General features: G+C 67.7%; 20 protein-coding genes. 9 read left to right on the forward strand and 11 right to left on the reverse strand.

Annotation, left to right across the window (positions count from 1 at the left end; genetic code table 11):
* Positions 1 to 20: 20 nt before the first annotated feature.
* The 6 genes from gyrB to dnaA form a co-directional block, all read right to left on the reverse strand.
* Positions 21 to 1988, reverse strand: a complete 1968-nt coding sequence (gyrB, locus tag C8D87_RS09410) for a DNA topoisomerase (ATP-hydrolyzing) subunit B (RefSeq protein WP_109630158.1) — start codon at positions 1986 to 1988, stop codon at positions 21 to 23.
* 228 nt (positions 1989 to 2216) lie between these two features.
* Entirely contained in the window at positions 2217 to 2750 is a 534-nt protein-coding gene (locus C8D87_RS09415; protein WP_109630154.1) for a DciA family protein, read from the reverse strand.
* 106 nt (positions 2751 to 2856) lie between these two features.
* A complete protein-coding gene (recF, locus tag C8D87_RS09420; RefSeq protein WP_109630150.1) occupies positions 2857 to 3963 on the reverse strand; it encodes a DNA replication/repair protein RecF in 1107 nt (368 codons plus the stop codon).
* A 3-nt stretch (positions 3964 to 3966) separates the two neighbouring features.
* Complete coding sequence (gnd, locus tag C8D87_RS09425) at positions 3967 to 4881, reverse strand: phosphogluconate dehydrogenase (NAD(+)-dependent, decarboxylating) (protein WP_112226417.1); 915 nt, start codon at positions 4879 to 4881, stop codon at positions 3967 to 3969.
* Positions 4882 to 4923: 42 nt separating this feature from the next.
* Positions 4924 to 6048 carry a DNA polymerase III subunit beta gene (dnaN, locus tag C8D87_RS09430; protein WP_109630142.1) on the reverse strand — a complete coding sequence of 375 codons (1125 nt, stop codon included), beginning with the start codon at positions 6046 to 6048 and terminating at the stop codon, positions 4924 to 4926.
* A 656-nt stretch (positions 6049 to 6704) separates the two neighbouring features.
* Entirely contained in the window at positions 6705 to 8267 is a 1563-nt protein-coding gene (gene dnaA / locus C8D87_RS09435) for a chromosomal replication initiator protein DnaA (RefSeq protein WP_109630139.1), read from the reverse strand.
* A gap of 349 nt (positions 8268 to 8616) precedes the next feature.
* Between dnaA and rpmH the strand changes: the two genes are divergently transcribed.
* The 5 genes from rpmH to C8D87_RS09460 are packed head-to-tail and all read left to right on the forward strand — an operon-like array spanning position 8617 to position 10986.
* Entirely contained in the window at positions 8617 to 8760 is a 144-nt protein-coding gene (gene rpmH, locus C8D87_RS09440; protein ID WP_112226418.1) for a 50S ribosomal protein L34, read from the forward strand.
* A 26-nt stretch (positions 8761 to 8786) separates the two neighbouring features.
* The gene (rnpA, locus tag C8D87_RS09445) at positions 8787 to 9128 is read left to right on the forward strand and encodes a ribonuclease P protein component (RefSeq protein WP_109630135.1); all 342 of its coding nucleotides are present in this window, start codon (positions 8787 to 8789) and stop codon (positions 9126 to 9128) included.
* The gene (gene yidD / locus C8D87_RS09450) at positions 9125 to 9382 is read left to right on the forward strand and encodes a membrane protein insertion efficiency factor YidD (protein WP_109630131.1); all 258 of its coding nucleotides are present in this window, start codon (positions 9125 to 9127) and stop codon (positions 9380 to 9382) included. Before rnpA ends, yidD begins: the two co-directional genes overlap by 4 nt.
* Positions 9383 to 9386: 4 nt before the next feature.
* On the forward strand, positions 9387 to 10412 hold the full coding sequence (yidC, locus tag C8D87_RS09455; RefSeq protein ID WP_109630128.1) for a membrane protein insertase YidC: 1026 nt from the start codon (positions 9387 to 9389) through the stop codon (positions 10410 to 10412).
* 58 nt (positions 10413 to 10470) lie between these two features.
* On the forward strand, positions 10471 to 10986 hold the full coding sequence (locus C8D87_RS09460) for a Jag family protein (protein WP_370467649.1): 516 nt from the start codon (positions 10471 to 10473) through the stop codon (positions 10984 to 10986).
* A 99-nt stretch (positions 10987 to 11085) separates the two neighbouring features.
* On the opposite strand, the gene C8D87_RS09465 is transcribed toward C8D87_RS09460, so the two are convergent.
* Positions 11086 to 11544, reverse strand: a complete 459-nt coding sequence (locus C8D87_RS09465; RefSeq protein WP_211337120.1) for a protein-tyrosine phosphatase family protein — start codon at positions 11542 to 11544, stop codon at positions 11086 to 11088.
* Between the two features lie 210 nt (positions 11545 to 11754).
* Here C8D87_RS09465 and rsmG point away from each other — a divergent pair, with 210 nt between their 5' ends.
* From rsmG to C8D87_RS09480, 3 genes are all read left to right on the forward strand, one after another.
* Positions 11755 to 12402 carry a 16S rRNA (guanine(527)-N(7))-methyltransferase RsmG gene (gene rsmG, locus C8D87_RS09470; protein ID WP_112227000.1) on the forward strand — a complete coding sequence of 216 codons (648 nt, stop codon included), beginning with the start codon at positions 11755 to 11757 and terminating at the stop codon, positions 12400 to 12402.
* Positions 12403 to 12494: 92 nt separating this feature from the next.
* Positions 12495 to 13370 carry a ParA family protein gene (locus tag C8D87_RS09475; RefSeq protein WP_233439242.1) on the forward strand — a complete coding sequence of 292 codons (876 nt, stop codon included), beginning with the start codon at positions 12495 to 12497 and terminating at the stop codon, positions 13368 to 13370.
* A complete protein-coding gene (locus tag C8D87_RS09480; protein ID WP_112226419.1) occupies positions 13367 to 14329 on the forward strand; it encodes a ParB/RepB/Spo0J family partition protein in 963 nt (320 codons plus the stop codon). Before C8D87_RS09475 ends, C8D87_RS09480 begins: the two co-directional genes overlap by 4 nt.
* 148 nt (positions 14330 to 14477) lie before the next feature.
* On the opposite strand, the gene C8D87_RS09485 is transcribed toward C8D87_RS09480, so the two are convergent.
* Positions 14478 to 15422 carry a D-alanine--D-alanine ligase family protein gene (locus C8D87_RS09485; protein WP_112226420.1) on the reverse strand — a complete coding sequence of 315 codons (945 nt, stop codon included), beginning with the start codon at positions 15420 to 15422 and terminating at the stop codon, positions 14478 to 14480.
* Between the two features lie 16 nt (positions 15423 to 15438).
* A complete protein-coding gene (locus C8D87_RS09490) occupies positions 15439 to 16755 on the reverse strand; it encodes an aminotransferase-like domain-containing protein (RefSeq protein WP_112226421.1) in 1317 nt (438 codons plus the stop codon).
* Positions 16756 to 16890: 135 nt separating this feature from the next.
* Here C8D87_RS09490 and C8D87_RS09495 point away from each other — a divergent pair, with 135 nt between their 5' ends.
* Positions 16891 to 17523: a GNAT family N-acetyltransferase gene (locus C8D87_RS09495; protein WP_109632971.1), complete on the forward strand. Its 633-nt coding sequence runs from the start codon at positions 16891 to 16893 to the stop codon at positions 17521 to 17523.
* 50 nt (positions 17524 to 17573) lie between these two features.
* Here the strand turns inward: C8D87_RS09495 and C8D87_RS09500 are convergent, their stop codons facing one another.
* Both C8D87_RS09500 and trxA read right to left on the reverse strand, forming a co-directional pair.
* Entirely contained in the window at positions 17574 to 18713 is a 1140-nt protein-coding gene (locus tag C8D87_RS09500) for an N-acetylmuramoyl-L-alanine amidase (protein ID WP_109630101.1), read from the reverse strand.
* A 217-nt stretch (positions 18714 to 18930) separates the two neighbouring features.
* Positions 18931 to 19260 (reverse strand): thioredoxin, encoded by a 330-nt coding sequence (gene trxA, locus C8D87_RS09505; RefSeq protein ID WP_030465632.1) that lies wholly within the window; start codon positions 19258 to 19260, stop codon positions 18931 to 18933.
* Between the last annotated feature and the right edge of the window lie 20 nt (positions 19261 to 19280).

Raw genomic sequence — 19280 nt, forward strand, 5'->3', positions numbered from 1 at the left:
CCTAGAAGCCAAGACCGGACTCAGATGTCCAGGAACTTGATGCTCTTGGCGTTGCGGGTGATGAACGAACGGCGTGCCTCGACGTCCTCGCCCATGAGCACGCTGAACAGCTCGTCGGCGGTGGCTGCGTCGTCCATGGTGACCTGGCGCAGGATCCGGTTGGCCGGGTCCATCGTGGTCTCCCACAGCTCCTCGGCGTTCATCTCGCCGAGACCCTTGTACCGCTGGATGTTGTCTTCCTTGCCGAGCCTCTTGCCGGACGCGAGGCCGTCCTTGATCACGGCGTCGCGCTCGCGGTCGGAGTAGGCGTACTCGGGCTCTGCCCGCTGCCACTTGATCTTGTAGAGCGGCGGCTGCGCGAGGTAGACGTGGTTGTGCTCGATGAGCGGCTGCATGAAGCGGAACAGCAGCGTGAGCAGCAGCGTGCGGATGTGCTGGCCGTCGACGTCGGCGTCGGCCATCAGCACGATCTTGTGGTAGCGCAGCTTCGACAGGTCGAACTCGTCGTGGATGCCGGTGCCGAGCGCCGTGATCAGCGACTGGACCTCGGTGTTCTTCAGAACACGGTCGATGCGGGCCTTCTCGACGTTGATGATCTTGCCGCGGATCGGCAGGATCGCCTGGTACATCGAGTCCCGCCCCTCCTTGGCTGACCCGCCGGCGGAGTCACCCTCGACGATGTAGAGCTCGCAGCGCTCCGGCTCGGTCGAACGGCAGTCCTTGAGCTTGCCGGGCAGGCCGCCGATGTCGAGCGCGCCCTTGCGGCGCACCAGCTCGCGGGCCTTGCGCGCGGCGATGCGGGCCTGCGCCGACGACACCGACTTGGTGACGATGGCCTTGGCCTCGTTGGGGTGACGCTCGAACCAGTCGGCCAGGTGCTCGTTCGTCGACTTCTGCACGAACGACTTCGCCTCGCTGTTGCCCAGCTTGGTCTTCGTCTGGCCCTCGAACTGGGGCTCCTTGAGCTTCACCGAGATGATCGCCGCGAGACCCTCGCGGATGTCGTCACCGGTGAGGTTCGCGTCCTTCTCCTTGAGGAGCTTCTTCTCGCGCGCGTACTCGTTGACGACTCGCGTCAGCGCGGCGCGGAAGCCCTCCTCGTGCGTGCCGCCCTCGTGCGTGTTGATCGTGTTCGCGAAGGTGTAGACCGAGGCCGTGTAGCCGGTGTTCCACTGCATCGCGACCTCGACCTGGAGGTCCTCGCCCTGCGCCTCGAAGCCGATCACCTTCTGGTGCACGGCCTCGCGCGTGTGGTTGATGTGGCGGACGAAGTCCTCCAGACCACCGGGGTAGTGGAAGACGCGCTCCTTCACGGCGGCCTTGTGGCCCTCGGCGTCGGCTTCCTCGTCCTCGTCCGAGACCCGCTCGTCACGCAGGATGATCGTGATCCCCTTGTTGAGGAACGCCATCTCCTGCAGGCGGCGCGCGATCGTCTCGACGTTGTACTCGGTGGTCTCGAAGATCTCGGGGTCGGCCCAGAACGTGACCGAGGTGCCCGTCTCGGTCGTCGGCGCGCCCTTCTCGAGCGGCGTCGGCTTGGCGTTCTCGTAGCGCTGGGTCCAGGTGAAACCCTTGTGCCTGATCTCCAGGTCGACAGCCGTGGACAGCGCGTTGACCACCGAGATGCCGACGCCGTGCAGACCGCCGGACACCGCGTACGAGTCGCTGTCGAACTTGCCGCCCGCGTGCAGCTTGGTCATGACGACCTCGACGGTCGGGATGCCCTCGACCGGGTGGATGTCGGTCGGGATACCACGACCGTCGTCGATCACCCGGACGCCGCCGTTGGCCAGCAGGGTGACGTCGACTGTCGTCGCGTAACCGGCCATCGCTTCGTCGACCGAGTTGTCCACGACCTCCTGGACCAGGTGGTGCAGACCGCGCTCGCCGGTCGAGCCGATGTACATGCCCGGCCTCTTGCGCACTGCCTCGAGGCCTTCGAGGACGGTGATCGAGGACGCGCCGTACTCATTCTTCTTAGCTGACACGGGCCTGGAGTCTCCTCGCTGATGCGGGCAGAACCCGCACGATGATGGGTGACGCTCCCCGTGATTCTACCGGGGCACCCCGACAGAACGGGGCCAAGGACACCTTTGATTCGGTCACAGACGCCCTCAACTCGCCCCAGATGGGTGCGGACGGCTGAAACGGGGGTTCAAATCCGCAGGTGAACGCTCATTGAGCCGCAGAATCGCCGCTGAGGCCTTGACAGGACCTCACCCGTAGGTGTCACGCGGACCGCGCCCAGGAACGTGCCTGGGGCCGTGTCGCCAGTTCGGAGCGTCCGGACCCTTGATCTTGAGCCGTTTGACGACGCCGTGACCCACCCCTGCGGCGATCCGCTTGAGCAGGTCGCGCTGCAGCAGGCGCAGCTGAGTGGCCCACGCCGTCGACGACGCCTGGACCGTCAGTTCCCCGTCACTGAGCGCGATCGGTTTCGCGTGCTCGGCGACGTCCTCTCCCACTAATTTTGCCCATCGGCCGAAGACCTGGCCACCCTGAAGTTGCTCGACCCAGCCCCGGTCGGCGGCGATCCGCGACGCGATCCGCCCGATCGTCTGGGGGTCGCGGTCGTCGGGGCCCGGACCCGACCAGCGGCGCCGGCGGCGGTTGACCGGACGGCCCTTCGACTTGCTGCCGGGGGTGCGTCCGCGGGCCTTCGCGCTCGCCTTCGCGGCTTCGAGAGCGGCTCGTGCGAGGTCAGAACCCTTCAGTGGCTCACCCTCAGGTGTGAATGAACCTGTGGACAAGTCCGGATTTGTGACGGAGTTATCCACACCATCCACAGACTTGTCCCCAGATGTGTGGGCGGACACACCCGATCGAGCTACATGTTGGGGATCTGAAGCCTGTGAGTCAGACACGTCGTACCTCCCCGCCGTGCACCTCGAACCGGGCACCGCTCAGCTCCTCGGGAACGTCCTCCGCCACCGCCGCGGTGATCAGCACCTGCTCGGCGGCGGCCGCGACCTTCGCCAGCTGCTGCCGCCGGCCGCGGTCGAGCTCCGCGAAGACATCGTCCAGCACGAGGACCGGTTCGATGCCGTCGACACGCATCAACTCGTACCCGCCGAGCCTCAGCGCGAGCGCGAACGACCATGACTCTCCGTGACTGGCGTACCCCTTCGCGGGAAGTTCGCCGAGCGTGAGGTCGAGGTCGTCGCGGTGCGGGCCGACGAGGCACACGCCGCGTTCGATCTCCTGCCGCCGCACCCTGTCGAGCTCGGCGAGCAACAGGTCCTCGATGCTCTCCTTGTCCTCCGGCAGTTCACCGACGCTCGACCGGTACGAGATGAGCGCCGGCCGTGACTCCGGAGCAACCTCCGCGTACGCCGAGGTCACGTGGTCCGCCATGTCGCGGACCAGCTTCATCCGCGCGGCCAGCAGCTCCGCGCCGTGCTTGGCGAGGTGCCCGTCCCACACGTCGAGCGTCGACAGATCCGCCGATCGTGAATGCTTCACCGTCTTCAACAACGCGCTGCGCTGCTTCAGGACACGGTCGTAGTCGCTGCGAACGCCGGCGAACCGCGGCGCGCGCAACACCAGCATCTCGTCGAGGAACCGCCGCCGGTCACCCGGATCGCCTCGCACAAGAGAGAGGTCCTCCGGTGCGAACAACACAGTGCGCAGAATCCCGAGCACGTCACGCGGACGTGGGACCGGACCGCGGTTGATCCGCGCCCGGTTCGACTTGCCCGCGGTGATCTCGAGCTCGACGAGCAGCTCGCGGTCGTCGTTGACCACGGCCGTCCGCACGACGGCGCGCTGAGCACCGTGCCGGATCAGCGGTGCGTCCGTGGCGACGCGGTGCGAGCCCAGCGTCGCCACGTACCCGATCGCCTCGACCAGGTTCGTCTTGCCCTGGCCGTTGCGCCCGACGAGCACCGAGACGCCGGGCTCGAACGCCAGGTCCGCGAGCTCCCACGACCGGAAGTCGCTGACCTGGAGATGTCTGACGTGCACCCGCTAGCCCTGGGTGCTGCCCGAACCGGACGACGGACCTGCGAGGTGCACCGAGTGGCCACCGAACTGGTTGCGCAGCGCGGCAACGGCACGCATCGCCGGCGAGTCCTCCTGGCGGGAGGTGAACCGGGCGAACAGCGCGGCGGAGATCACCGGGAGCGGCACCGCGTTGTTGATGCCCTCCTCGACGGTCCACCGGCCCTCACCGGAGTCCTCGACGTAACCGCGAAGATCGTCGAGCTCCGGGTCCGACTTGAGCGCGCGCACCAACAGGTCGAGAAGCCACGACCGCACAACGGTTCCGCGCTGCCACGCCGAGATCACTGCGGGCACGTTGTCCACGACGTCGGTCTTGTCGAGCAGTTCGAAGCCCTCGGCGTACGCCTGCATCAGGCCGTACTCGATGCCGTTGTGCACCATCTTCGAGTAGTGGCCGGCGCCGACCTTGCCCGCGTGCGCGAAGCCTTCCTCGCGCGGACCCTCCGGACGCAGCGCGTCGAAGATCGGCATCGCCTGCTCGACGTGCGTCGCGTCGCCACCGACCATCAGCGCGTAGCCGTTGTCGAGACCCCACACGCCACCGGACACGCCGCAGTCGAGGTAGCCGATCTCCTTCTCCGCCAACAGGTCCGCGTGGATGCGGTCGTCGGTGAACTTGGAGTTGCCGCCGTCGATCACCAGGTCGCCGGGCTCCAGCAGCTCGGACAGCTCCTTCACCGTGTTACGGGTGATGTCGCCCGCGGGCACCATGACCCACACCACGCGCGGCGCCTCGAGCTTGGAAACCATGTCCGCCAACGACTCCGAGTCGCTGACCTCCGGGTTGCGGTCGTAGCCGATCACCTCGTGACCGGCTCGACGCACCCGCTCGCGCATGTTGAAACCCATCTTGCCGAGGCCGACGAGTCCGAGCTGCACGGTGTTCTCCCCTAAACGTTTTCTCGTTACCCGGTAAGAGTTTTAGCCGGGCAGGCGAACGGGCATCAGGAGGTACAGGTAGCCCGGCGCCACGTTCCCATCCTCGTCCACCGGCTTGAGGAGTGCCGGTCGGCTGGGTGTGGTGAAGGACAAGTGGACACGGGGAGTGCGGACCGCGCCGAGACCGTCGAGGAGGTACCCGGGGTTGAACGCGATCGTCACCGGGTCGCCGGTGTACTCGACCGGCAGCTCTTCCTCGGCCGAACCCTCGTCGTCGCCACCGGCGGACAGGCGCAGGCCGCCGTCCACGAACTCGAGGCGCACCTGCGTGCCGCGCTCGGCGACGAGCGAGACGCGCTTGATCGCCTGCGTCAGCGCGTCGATGTCGATGATCGCCGCAGCCGAGTGCTCGCTCGGCAGCAGCTGGCGGTACTTCGGGAAGTCCGCGTCGAGCAGGCGGGTCGTGGTGCGCTTGCCGGAACCGGACAGACCCAGCAGACCGTCGTTCGCCGCGAGCGACATCTCGACCTTGCCGCCGGACGAGCCGAGCGTCTTGGCCGCGTCGCCGAGCGTGCGGGCCGGGACGAGCACCGCGACCTCGCCGAGGGTGGCGTCCGGCTCCCACGGGAACTCGCGCATCGCGAGCCGGAACCGGTCGGTGGCGACGAGGGTCAGCTTGCCTTCGCCGATCTCGACGCGCACACCGGTCAGCATCGGGAGCGTGTCGTCCTTGCCGGCCGCGACGGCGACCTGGGAGACGGCCTCACCGAAGACCTCGCCGGGAAGCTCACCGATGAGCTGCGGCATCGACGGCAGCGCCGGGTAGTCCTCGACCGGCATCGTCGGGAGGCTGAACCTCGCGCTGCCACAGCTGATCATCATGCGAGCGCCGTCGACCGCGATCTCGACCGGGTGGTTCGGGAGCGCCTTGGTGATGTCGGCGAGCAACCGGCCGGAGACCAGCGCACGGCCACCGTCGGCGATCGTCGCCGGAACACCGACCTGGGCCGAGACCTCGTAGTCGAATCCGGAGACCGTCAGCGAGTCGTCCGACTCCGCGTCGAGCAGCACGCCGCCCAGCACGGGGACCGGCGGGCGGGACGGAAGGCTGCGGGCGACCCAGGCGACAGCGTCGGCGAGGCCGTCGCGTTCGACGCGGATCTTCATGAGGCGTCCTTTCCTCGACAGTCGACAAGCCCAACCACGACAACACGCCAGTGGGGGTTAGGGAGCCTCGCCTCGGCTGACCCGAGGTGCGGAGCAACCACGTTAGAGCGTCCTGGCCCTTCCCGTCACTTCGGGGTTCGGGCACCGATCCCCGGGAGCTGTCCCCCGCTGTTTTGCTTTGAAGTTCTTCTAGGAAGAGATCAAACAGCAGTAACAGTAAGGGCTGTGGATTGTGTGGACTGCCGTTAAACGCGCAGGTCGGGACACCATCGTCCATGTGGACTAAGGGGGGATGGCACCCGGGGACAGATCGGCGCACCCGGGGACAGCCGGTTGTGCACACCTCTCGATCCACAGATCGTCCACAGTTGTCCCCGGGTGCGTCCCCGGGTGCGGGCCAGTTGTACCCGGGTGTTCAACAGGCTTCTGTGGCCAGATCGTGGCCTGGGTCTCAAACTTTTCTGGTTGTCCCCACCCCTTCGAGTGCGGTGGGCGAGCAGTAAGCCCCTCCACGTGTCCGGGCAGGCTCGATTCCACCTGGGTTCGAGCGCGCGCGTACGGGCCGTGCGGCGGTTGCGTGCCGTGGGGACCCGTTGCGCACGAACGAAAAAAGGGGCCCTCCGCGGTGGACGACCCCTCGTCGTACCCGGGTTGGATCAGGGAGCGTGGCGGGCGCGCTGCTTGATCCGGGACGTCAGCTCCTGGACCTGGTCGTAGATCCGCCGGCGCTCCGCCATCTCCTTGCGGATCTTCTTGTCCGCGTGCATCACCGTCGTGTGGTCGCGGCCGCCGAACGTCTGCCCGATCTTCGGCAGCGACAGGTCGGTCAGCTCGCGGCACAGGTACATGGAGATCTGCCGCGCCTGGGCGAGCGCCTTCGTCTTACCCGGGCCGCAGAGGTCGTCGATCGTGACGCCGAAGAACTCGGCGGTGACCGCCATGATCGTCGGCGCGGTGATCTCCGGCGCGTGCGAGTCGGGGATCAGGTCGCGCAGGACGATCTCGGCGAGCTGGACGTCGACCGGCTGGCGGTTGAGCGACGCGAACGCCGTGACGCGGATGAGCGCGCCCTCGAGCTCGCGGATGTTCCGCTCGATGCGGGCGGCGATGAACTCCAGCACCTCGGCCGGGGCCGCGAGCCGGTCCTGCGCCGCCTTCTTGCGGAGGATCGCGATCCGGGTCTCCAGCTCTGGCGGCTGGATGTCCGTGATCAGGCCCCACTCGAACCGCGTGCGCAGGCGGTCCTCCAGCGTCTCCAGCCGCTTGGGCGGCCGGTCGCTCGACACCACGATCTGCTTGTTCGTGTTGTGGAGCGTGTTGAACGTGTGGAAGAACTCCTCCTGCGTACCTTCCTTGCCCTCCAGGAACTGGATGTCGTCGACGAGCAGCACGTCGATGTCCCGGTAGCGGCGCTGGAAGGCGACCTTGCGGTCGTCGCGCAGCGAGTTGATGAAGTCGTTGGTGAACTCCTCGGTCGACACGTACCGCACGCGCATGCCGGGGAACAGGCGCTGGGCGTAGTGCCCGACGGCGTGCAGCAGGTGCGTCTTGCCGAGGCCGCTCTCACCCCAGATGAAGAGCGGGTTGTAGGCGCGGGCGGGCGCTTCGGCCACCGCGACGGCGGCGGCGTGCGCGAACCGGTTGGAGGCGCCGATGACGAACGTGTCGAAGTTGTACTTCTCGTTCAGCCTGGTCTGCGACGGCGACGGGTTGGCCGGCCTGGTGAACGGGGTGCCGACGTTGGCAGGCGCGCCGGCGGCGGTGTTCGCAGAGTTGAAGGTCGGCCAGATCTCGGTGACGGCGGCGAGCGCGTCGCCGGCTTCGTCGACCTCGTCCGAGTCGCCTTCCGCGGCCTGGTCGGTGGTTTCTTCGGTGAGCACCGGAACGGCCGCGTCACCGTTGGGGATGCCCGGCACCGCCTGCACCGGGATGGGCGTGGTGGGCGGGCTCACCGGTTCCGGCGAGTCGACCTTCACCGCGAGCGAGACCGTGCGGCCGAGCCTGCGGGACAGGGCGTCGGTGATCGGGTCGCGCAGTGCGCGTTCGATCGCCTCTTTCGCGAAGTCGCTCGGAGCCGCGAGCAGGGCGGTCCCGTCCAGCAATCCGATGGGACGGGTGACCCTCATCCACGCGCGTTGCTGAGGGGACAGGTGGCTCGTGGCGAGCTCCTGCACCACTTCGGCCCACACGAGACCAAGGTCGACCTGCTGGTTCGACACCTCCGCGCTCCCCTCCCCTCCGCCGGAGCCCAAGACTCCACATGTGGACACGGAGAATAGAGGCATCCACAGAGTTATCCACAACTGTGCACTAAACGGTGCGTTGTGTTACCGGTACGGTGGCGGCTCCCACGCCAGCTCCGGCATGCGCGAGGGAAGAACGGTAACAAGGCCTGCCACGCCTCACAAGACGTGGCATCGGCCACCCCGATTTGGTCGTGGCACCCGGGCGTGCGTACTCTCGTACGAGTCTCCCGCTTGCGACGGGCGCCTTTCGCGCGCCTACGTCCACTGCCGTCGGGGACAACCACCAGGCTTTGTAAGCAGTGAAGCACCGGGAGAACCGACCGTGAGCAAGGGTAAGCGCACCTTCCAGCCCAACAACCGCCGCCGCGCGAAGACGCACGGCTTCCGGCTGCGCATGCGCAGCCGCGCCGGCCGCGCCATTCTGGCGGCGCGCCGTAGCAAGGGCCGTGCCCGCCTGTCCGCCTGATCGCGGCTGGTAAGCGCAGCGTCGTCGTGCTACCACCGGCCGCCCGGCTCACCCGCAGCCAGGACTTCGGCCTGGTGGTCCGCCGAGGCCGCCGCGCCGGACGACCCCGGTTGGTCGTCCACGCCTTGACGCCAGACGTGCCCACCTTGGATTCGTCCAAGGTGGGCTTCGTCGTGAGCAAGACAGTTGGCAACTCGGTGGTCCGCCACCGCGTGTCCCGGCGACTGCGCCACGTCGTGCGCGCTCAGCTCGAATCGCTACCGCCGGGAACTCTCGTCGTCGTACGAGCGTTGGCACCGGCAGCCGAGGCGTCGAGCTCGGAGCTCGCCGCCGACTTCTCCTCCGCTCTGCGCAAGGTGCTGCGATGACCACGTTGCCCGCGAAGGTCGCGCTGCTGCCGGTGCACTTCTACCGGCGCTTCATCTCACCGCTGCTGCCGCCCACGTGCCGCTTCTACCCCAGCTGCAGCGCGTACGCGGTGGAAGCCCTGACCGTCCACGGTGCGCTGCGTGGAACCTGGCTGACGATCCGCCGGTTGCTGCGCTGCGGACCCTGGCACCCTGGAGGCCTGGACCCCGTTCCGCCCAAGCGGCAGGTCCCCGACGTATCCACCGAGGAGTAGCTCCGTGCTCAACTTCATCTACTACCCGGTGTCCTTCATCTTGTGGTGTTGGCACTGGGTGTTCGGCAAGGTCTTCGGTGAGTCGAGCGGCTTCGCCTGGGCACTGGCCGTGATCTTCCTGGTCTTCACCCTCCGCGCCATCCTCTTCAAGCCGTTCGTCGGCCAGGTGCGCTCCATGCGGAAGATGCAGGAGTTCGCGCCGGAGATGCAGAAGATCAAGAAGAAGTTCCCGAACGACCGCCAGCGCCAGGCGCAGGAGATGCAGAAGCTGCAGTCCGAGCACGGCGTGAACCCACTCGGCGGCTGCCTGCCGATGCTGGTGCAGATCCCGGTGTTCATCGGTCTGTTCCACGTGCTGCGCTCGTTCAAGCCCGGCTGGGGCGAGGTCTACTTCTTCGACAAGCAGGGCGTCGACTCGTTCGTCAACGCCAAGCTCTTCGGCACGAACCTCTCGACGTTCATCACGATGCCCGCCGACCAGCTGGCCCAGTACGGCACTGAGCGCCTGAACGTCATCCTGCTGTCGGTGCCACTGATGATCGTGGCGTCCATCGCGACCCACTTCACGGCCCGCCACTCGGTCGCCCGTCAGAACCAGGCCGCGCTGGACAACCCGCAGACGGCCATCATGAACAAGCTGACGCTCTGGATCTTCCCGGTGGGTGTCCTCGTCGGTGGCTTCTTCTTCCCCGTCGCGATCCTGCTGTACTGGCTTTCCAACAACGCCTGGACGCTCGGCCAGCAGCACATCGTCTACAAGCGCATCGACGCCGAGGAAGAAGAGAAGAAGACGACGACCGCGACCACCCGCCAGGCGCTCGCGCCGAAGCCGGGCGCGAAGCCGGTCAACCCGAAGAAGCCGGCGCCTGGCGCCAAGCCCGCCAACGGAGCCAAGCGCATGCCGACCGCGGGCCCCGGTGGCTCTTCGTCGTCGTCGGACGGCGCCAACGGCAGCTCCAACACCGAGATTCCCGGCCTGACCCCAGGCCGATCCACCAGCAAGAAGCCGGGCAGCAAGAAGCGCCGCTGATTTCGGGCGTTTGCCCCGGAGAGGAGACATCGTGTCGGAGACCTTGCAGGCGACCGACGTGGAGGCGTCGTCGTCGGACGAGGCCGAGCCGCAGTCGCAGAGCAAGACCGAGGACCTGCTCGTCCAGGAAGGCGACATCGCGGGTGACTACCTCGAGCGTCTGCTGGACCTGCTCGACTACGACGGCGACATCGACCTGGACGTCGAGGGTGGTCGCGCGGTCGTCAGCATCGACGGCGGCGAGGACCTGTCCAAGCTCGTAGGCCCCCGCGGAAACGTCCTCGAATCGCTCCAGGAGCTCACCCGCCTGGCCGTGCAGCAGGAGACGGGCGTTCGCTCCCGCCTGATGCTCGACATCGCGCAGTGGCGTGCGGGCCGTCGCGCGGAGCTGGCCGAGCTCGGGCGCTCGACCGCCGAGAAGGTGCTGGCCTCTGGTGAGCGCGCTCGGCTGCACCCGATGACGCCGTTCGAGCGCAAGGTCGTGCACGACGCCGTCGCCGCGATCGCGGGTGTGCACAGCGAGAGCGAGGGTGAGGAGCCGCAGCGACGGGTCATCATCTTCCCCAAGCCCTGACGGGCTCTGCTTTTTCGAACGGCCCCTTGGTTCCGATGGGAACCAAGGGGCCGTTCGCTTTGTCCGGGAGTGCCGACTTGTCGACATGACGTCAGGGCGTCACTGTTCCACGTGAAACCGTCCATCCCGAGACGCCCACCACGAAGCCAGCCACGTCTCCTGGTCCCCCGTGTCCGGCACCGGGAACCCGCGAGCCGCTGAGATCAACGCCCAGGCCGACTCCGGCTCGACTCCGTCCATTCCGAGCAGCAGAGCCGCCAGCAACGACGACCGTCCGATCCCGGCCCAGCAGTGGAACACCACGTGCGCCCCGCGCCGGTACTGCGAGTAGAGGGCCGCCACCGGCTCGACCACTTCCAGTCCGAGCGGTGCCGTGCGGTCCTCGATCGGCACGCACACGAACGACAGCCCCGCCGCGGTGACGACAGCCGCCTGCTCCTCCAGCTCACACTCGGCTCGCTCGGGGTCGGTCTGAGCGGACACGAGGACGTCGACCCCGAGCCGGCGCAGCCCGCGAACGTAGGGCTCCAGGAGAGCGCCGCCTGGCGGGTGAGACATCGTCGAGACGGTCCCAGGGCCCGGATGAGAGACCGTGTAGATGGTCGGACGCAACTTTCCCCCAAGTTTCACGTGAAACGGCGCTCAGGATTTGGCGGAGCGCACGGTCGATCCGTCATGATGGTGCCCTGGCATTCGCCAGCTTTTCCACCCGGCCGCCGAAACGCCGCCGCCGCGTGGTTTCACGTGAAACGCTCACGGACGGAGAACATGGCCGGGGAGTTGCCCGACAGCGCGAAGCTCGTCTTCGGTGAGCACGTTGACCGTGCCGCCGGGTTCGTCAGGCTCCTGGAGGAGCACGGCGTCGAGCGCGGACTCATCGGTCCCCGCGAAGTCGACAAGATTTGGGATCGGCACGTGCTCAACTCGGCGGTGATCGAGGAGCTGTTCCAGCGGAACGAGCGCGTGGTCGACGTGGGTTCGGGAGCGGGGCTTCCGGGTGTGCCGCTGGCGATCGCGCGGCCCGACCTGAGGATCACCCTCCTGGAGCCGATGGCGCGCCGCGTCGCGTGGCTGGAGGAGGTCACAGACCGCCTCGAGCTCGACAACGTGACAGTGGTCCGCGGGCGAGCCGAGGAAGGGCCGATCCGTGCACAGCTGAAGAACTGCGACGTGGTGACCGCCCGGGCGGTGGCTCCGTTGGAGAAGCTCGCGAAGTGGTGCCTTCCGCTCCTCAAGGGTGGTGGGCGGATGGTGGCGCTCAAGGGTGAGCGCGCGCAGGAGGAACTGGACCGCGACGGGGTCGCCGTGGAACGCGCTGGGGGCGTCAACGGCAGGGTCGTCGTCGTGGGAGCGGACGTACTTGAGGTGCCGACGACGGTGCTGATCGTCGAGCGCCAGACGAGAAGGGATCGGTGAGCGTGTACCCGGAGTTTCAAGCAGCCGATGTTCCACGTGAAACCGAACCCCAGCAGAAGCCGAAGCCGACCAACAACGGAGATGACAGCGCCGTGGTGTGGACCCCGATTGCAGAAGAGGCGGCTCGTGCGGCAAGCGTGCTGCACCCCGACGAGTCACTGCTCCCCCGACCTACACACCGCCGGGTGATCACGGTCGCGAACCAGAAGGGCGGCGTCGGCAAGACGACGAGCACGGTGAACCTCGCTGCGGCCCTCGCGATCCACGGGCTCAAGACCCTGGTGATCGACCTCGACCCGCAGGGCAACGCCAGCACGGCGCTCGCCGTTGAGCACCGCTCCGGCACGCCGTCGGTCTACGAGGTGCTCATCGGCGAGATCTCCATCGCCGAGGCGGCTCAGGTCAGCCCGACGTCCCCGAACCTCTTCTGCGTGCCCGCGACGATCGACCTCGCCGGCGCCGAGATCGAACTCGTTTCGATGGTGGCCCGCGAGTCGCGGCTCAAGGAGGCGCTCTCCCCCGAGGCGCTCGACCAGCTGCAGCCCGACTACGTCTTCATCGACTGTCCGCCCAGCCTCGGCCTGCTGACCGTCAACGCGATGGTCGCGGCCCAGGAGGTGCTGATCCCGATCCAGTGCGAGTACTACGCGCTGGAGGGTCTGAGCCAGCTGCTGCGCAACATCGAGCTCGTGCAGCAGCACCTCAATCCGGACCTCGGCATCTCGACGATCCTCCTCACGATGTACGACGGCCGCACCAAGCTCGCCGACCAGGTGACCAGCGAGGTGCGCAGTCACTTCGGCGACACGGTCCTGAAGACCGTCATTCCACGCAGCGTGAAGGTCTCCGAGGCGCCAGGATTCGGTCAGACGGTGCTGACGTACGACCCGGGCTCGCGCGGGTCGATGAGCTACCTCGACGCCGCCAAGGAGATCGCCGTGCGTGGGGCCAAGGAGGAGGGCGCATGACGGAGCAGCGCAAGGGCGGACTCGGGCGCGGCCTGGCCGCATTGATCCCGCAGGGTCCTCCGCCCGGTGCGCCCAGCACCATCCGGCCCGCCGCGGCCGGCAACGGCTCGAGCACCAAGCCGCAGCCGGTGGGTGAGGTCGCGGGAGCGGTCTACCGGGAGATCGCGGTCACCGCGATCAAGACAAACCCCAAGCAGCCGCGCCAGGTGTTCGACCAGGACGCGATCGACGAGCTGTCGTTCTCCATCAAGGAGTTCGGGCTCATGCAGCCGATCGTGGTCCGCGAGCTCGGCGGCGACGCCTACGAGCTCGTCATGGGCGAGCGGCGGTGGCGGGCAACCCAGCAGGCCGGGCTCAAGACCATCCCGGCGATCGTGCGGCAGACCGGCGACGACGTGATGCTGCGCGACGCGTTGCTGGAGAACATCCACCGCGTCCAGCTCAACCCGCTCGAAGAAGCGGCGGCGTACCAGCAGCTGCTGGAGGAGTTCGGCGTCACGCACGAGCAGCTCGCGGACCGCATCGGACGCAGCCGCCCGGTCGTCACGAACACCATCCGGCTGCTGAAGCTCCCCCTTCCCGTGCAGCGACGGGTGGCGGCGGGCGTGCTGAGTGCCGGCCATGCTCGTGCGCTGCTCGGCTTGGACGACGCCGGCATGCAGGAGGACCTCGCGGCGAAGATCGTCGCTGAGGGCATGTCGGTCCGGGCGACAGAGGAAGCGGTGACGCTCGCCAAGAACGAGAAGCCCAAGAAGGAGAAGGCCGCTCCCCGCAAGCAGATGCACGCACCCGGTCTGCAGGAGCTCGCCGAGCGTCTCTCCGACAACTTCGACACCCGCGTGAAGGTCGAACTCGGGCAGCGAAAGGGCCGGATCGTCGTCGAGTTCGGGTCAGTTGACGATCTTGAACGGATCATCGGACTGATGAGCCCAGAAGCGACAATTCGGACATCGGAGTAGGTCCATAGGATCACCCACGGGCCTTATGTCACGGTGACGATGACGCCCCGCAACATCAAAGTTGCGGGGCGTAACCATGTTCTGGATCAGTCGACGCACAAAAAGCGCGGCACCGGAGACGTCCGATGCCGCGCTTCTTCGTCGTGAGTCAGCGAGCGACAGCCCGCTCGATCAAGCCCGCGTAGATCTCACCCAACGACCGCCCGGCCGCCTCGACCGCCATCGGCAGAAGCGACGTCTCGGTCAGTCCCGGCGACACGTTCACTTCGAGGAAGTAGACGGTGCCGTCCTCGGCCACCACCGCGTCGGTGCGCGACACGTCCCGCAGCCCGAGCAACCGGTGTGCCGCCACCGCGAGCTCTCCGACCGCCTTGGCCGCCACCGCGTCCAACCGAGCCGGCGCGTGGAAGTCGGTCAGCCCCGCGGTGTACCGAGCGGTGTAGTCGTACACGCCGGTCTCCGGAACGATCTCGACAGCGGGCAGCGCCGTCGGGCCGTCCGGACCGTCGACCACGGTGACCGCCACCTCGACGCCCGAGATGAACTGCTCGGCCAGCACGGTGTCGCCGTACGCGAGACAGCCCACCATCGCGGCCGGGAGTTCGGCGGCGTCCCGCACCACCTGAGCGCCGAGTGCCGAGCCGCCCTGGTCCGGCTTCAGCATCAACGGCAGCCCCAGCGTCGAGACCATCGCGTCGAGCACCGGCTGGGCACCCAGCTCCCGGAACGTGGCGTGCGGCAGCACGACCCATTCCGGCGTCGTCAGCCCGGCACGAGCCAGCTCGGCCTTCGCGGTCGGCTTGTCCCACGCGCGACGGCACGCGCGCGAGTCGGTGCCCACGTACGGCACGCCGAGCATCTCCAGGATCGCCTGCACCGAACCGTTCTCACCCTCGCCGCCGTGCAGAGCGACGACGACGGCATCCGGACGGTGGTCGCGAAGACGCGTCAGCAGCGAGGCGTCGGCGTCCCACTCCTCCACGGTCACGCCCGACGACCGCAGGGCAGCCGACAGCCGGCGACCGGAGCGGATCGAGACCTCGCGTTCGTGGGAGAGCCCACCGGACAGCACAGCGACCATGCGGTCAGCCACAGCAAAACTCCAAGGATCAGGCGGTGTCGGGCGACGGGGTCTGCGGGCCGGACAGCTGACGGCCGGGCGTCGCCCCGAACGTCGCGTGCAGCTGCATCTCATCCTCGATGACGTTCGCCAGGCGGCGGACGCCCTCCCGGATGCGCTCCGGCGTCGGGTAGCAGTACGAGATTCGCAGCTGGCGAGAACCGAAGCCGTCCGCGTAGAAACCGGTGCCGGACGCGTACGCCACACGGGCCGTCACGGCGCGGGGCAGCATCGCCTTCGTGTCGATGCCCTCGGGCACCGTCACCCAGACGTAGAAGCCGCCGTCGGGAATGTTCCACGTGGAACCTTGCGGCATGTGCTGCTCCAGGGCGGACACAGCCGCGTCCCGGCGCTCCCGGTACGCCTCGCGGTACGTCTTGATCTGACCCTTCCAGTCCTGGGTGGCCAGGTAGCGAGACACGATCATCTGGTTCAGCGTCGGCGGGCACAGCGTGGCCGACTCGGCCGCCAGCACCAGCTTCTCGCGCACGGCGTGGGGCGCCAGCACCCAGCCGACCCGCAGGCCGGCGGCGAACGTCTTGGAGAACGACCCGAGGTACACCACGTTGTCCGGGTCCATCGACCGCAGCGCCGGGTACGTCTGCCCGTCGAAACCGAGCAGGCCGTACGGGTTGTCCTCCACGACCAGCACGCCGTACGACCGGCAGATCTCCAGGATCTCGGCGCGCCGCGACACCGCCAGCGTCACGCCGGCCGGGTTGTGGAAGTTCGGGATCGTGTAAAGGAACTTGACCCGCTGGCCTGCTCGTTTGCAGGCCTCGAGGGCTTCTCGCAGCAACGACGGCACGAGCCCCTCTGCGTCCATCGCCACGTGCACGACGTGCGCCTGGTACGCAGTGAACGACCCGAGAGCGCCCACGTAGGACGGACCTTCGGCGATCACCACGTCACCGGGGTCGCAGAAGATCCGGGTGACCATGTCGAGGCCCATCTGCGAGCCGACGGTCACCACCACGTCGTCCGGGTGGCCGTTGATGCCCTCCATCGCCATCACGTCGCAGATCTGCTCGCGCAGCAACGGAACACCGTGCGCCGAGCCGTACTGCAGAGCGACGAGACCCTCGGTGGCGACGAGCTGACCGATCTCCGCGGACAGCGACTCCAGCGGCAGCGCGGCCAGGTGCGGCATGCCGCCGGCCAGCGACACGACCTCAGGACGCGATGCGACTGCGAAAAGTGCCCGGATCTCCGATGCCGTCATCCCTGCCGTGCGCGCTGCGTAGCGGCGGAGGTGGGGGTCAAGGCTTCTGGGGCCCTGCTTGGCCGGCTGTCCGGGCATCGTCATGGGGGACTCCTGAATGGGAAATGTCCCGAGCGAGTGTAACCGTCGTCCCGTTCAGGGCACGTACCTTCCGGGTTCCGTCACATTCGCCTACCCTCGTACGGGTTGAACTGTGCGTGCCGAGGGGTGGAGGTCGGGGTGTCGCGACGCGTTGTGGGCGTCACGCTGGACAACCTGGAGCATCTCTCCAAGCACAGCAGGACGTGCGTCTTTTGGGAGTTGGCCCCTCACCTGCGTGAACAGGCCGAGGAATACGGCGACACCGAATTCGAGAAGGAAGCCTGGGTCTCCAGCGTCCTGCTCGAATGGGGTTCGTGCGGTCGTCTCATCTACTGCGACGGCATTCCCGCCGGTTCGGTCTTCTACGCACCACCTGCCGCTGTTCCGCGCAGTGCCGCCTTCCCCACGTCCCCGGTCAGCCCGGACGCCGTCCTCATGACGTCGCTGGAGGTCCTTCCGGAGTTCCGAGGGGGAGGACTCGGGCGAGTGCTCGTCCAGGCCGTGGCGAAGGATCTGACGCGTCGTGGCGTGAAGGCCGTCGAGGCGTTCGGTGACATGCGTCCGGACGAGGAAGAGCGCAGTTGCGTCACGCCTGCGGAGTTCCTCACGAGCGTCGGTTTCAAAACCGTGCGGCCGCACCCGCGCTGGCCCCGGTTGCGCCTGGAGCTGCGCAGCGCCATCACGTGGAAGGAAGACGTCGAGGCCGCCCTCGAACGCCTCCTCAACAGCGTCACCGTCTCGACGGCGGAACCCAGCTTCCGTCCCGTCTGACCACACGAAAAAGGGCCCCTCGAAGGGGCCCTTTTTCGTCATGCGGGAAATCAGCCCTTGGCCATCTCGTAGCGCAGCAGGTCGTTGAACGTGAACGTGCCCGTCGGCTGGTCGTCCTTGCCGAGCAGGTAGAGACGCTTCACGGCCACGAGGATGCCCTCGGCCACGATGTCGCGGAAACCAGGCGTCGCCAGGCGTCCGCGGTCCTCCGCGTTCGTCAGGTAGCCGACCTCGACGCGGACGGCCGTGCAGCGGGTGAGCCGCAGCAGATCCCACGTCTTCGGGTGCGTGCCGCAGTTCCGCATCGACGTGCGGGCGCTGACCTCGCGCTGGATGAACCCGGCGAGCGCCTCACCCACGGTCGACGACGTGCCGTTGCCGGTGCCGTAGTGGAACGTGGCCACGCCCTGCGCGTTCGGCGACGAGTTGCCGTCGCTGTGCAGCGACAGGATCAGGTCGGCGCCTGCCTCGTTGGCGAACCGGGCGCGCTCCGCCTCGTCCGGGCAGTTGTTCGGCCCGCGGGTGAGCAACGCCTCCATGCCGGTGGCGGCCATCTTGCCCTCCAGCCGGCGGGCCAGGTCCAGCATCAGGTCGGCCTCGGAGACACCGTCCACGATCACGCCGCGGTCCTGGCCGCCGTGACCGGGGTCGATGACGATCCGCTTGCCGGACAGCCGCGAACCGGCGTTGCGGACCCGTTCCTGCTCACGCAGCAGCACGGGACGGCCACCGCGGACCTTCGGCTGGAGCTGACGCAGTGCGCGCACGGTGTCCGGGCCGCACATGCCGTCCACGATCAGGCCGTAGTCCCGCTGGAAGTTCTTCAGCGCCTGCTCGGTCTGCTGGCCGAACACGCCGTTCGCGCGGCCGGCGTCGTAGCCGAGCTCCAGCAGGCGTTCCTGCAGCATCAGCACGTCGTCGCCGGTGGTCGGCTGCGACATCAGGTACGCGAGCGGCCGGTCCCCCAACCGGAACGTCGCGTCACGCAGCGCACGGTAGGTCGCCGGGCCGACGATGCCGTCGATGATCAGCCCCCGCTGCTGTTGGAACGCGCGCACGGCGTGCTCGACCTGCTGGTCGAACACCGGCGGCGCCTGGGGGTCGGTCGGCGGAAGCAGTCCGAGCCTGGTCAGGGTCGACCGGATCTCGGCAACATCACTTCCGACGTCCCCGCGGCGGAGCAGCTGCATGCACCCTCGCTCGACTAGGGCGCCGATCGTCGTCGGCGCGGTAGGTGGGAAGTCCTTATTGTGCCCTGCTCCGCAAAGTGATCGATGCAGGGCTACTCACAGTCGTTCCGAGATCACGTCCCGGTACGAAACGAACATGACCCGCCCGTCTTATCGGTAGACGGGCGGGTCACGTTGCGCGTTGCAAGCGACTTGTTTAGCCGATGCAAGTTTTTGCTCAGCCGATGACGTCCTGCAGGTCGTTGAGCAGCGCAGCCTTGGGCTTCGCGCCGACGATCTGCTTCACCGGACGGCCGCCCTGGAACAGGATCAGCGTCGGCACTGACATGATCTGGTAGTCACGGGCGATCGACGGGTTGGCGTCGATGTCGACCTTGGCGATGGTGAGCTTCTCGCCGTGCTCGGCTGCGATCTCCTCCAGCACCGGCGCAACCATCTTGCACGGTCCGCACCAGGTCGCCCAGAAGTCGACCAGCACGGGCTTCTCGCTGGTCAGCACGTCGTCCGCGAACGACTTGTCGGTCACCGTGACGGTGGCGCCTGCCATGTTCTCTCCCTAAAGCCGTG

Origin of the sequence: Lentzea atacamensis, from assembly GCF_003269295.1 — a bacterium.
Taxonomy (GTDB): domain Bacteria; phylum Actinomycetota; class Actinomycetes; order Mycobacteriales; family Pseudonocardiaceae; genus Lentzea; species Lentzea atacamensis.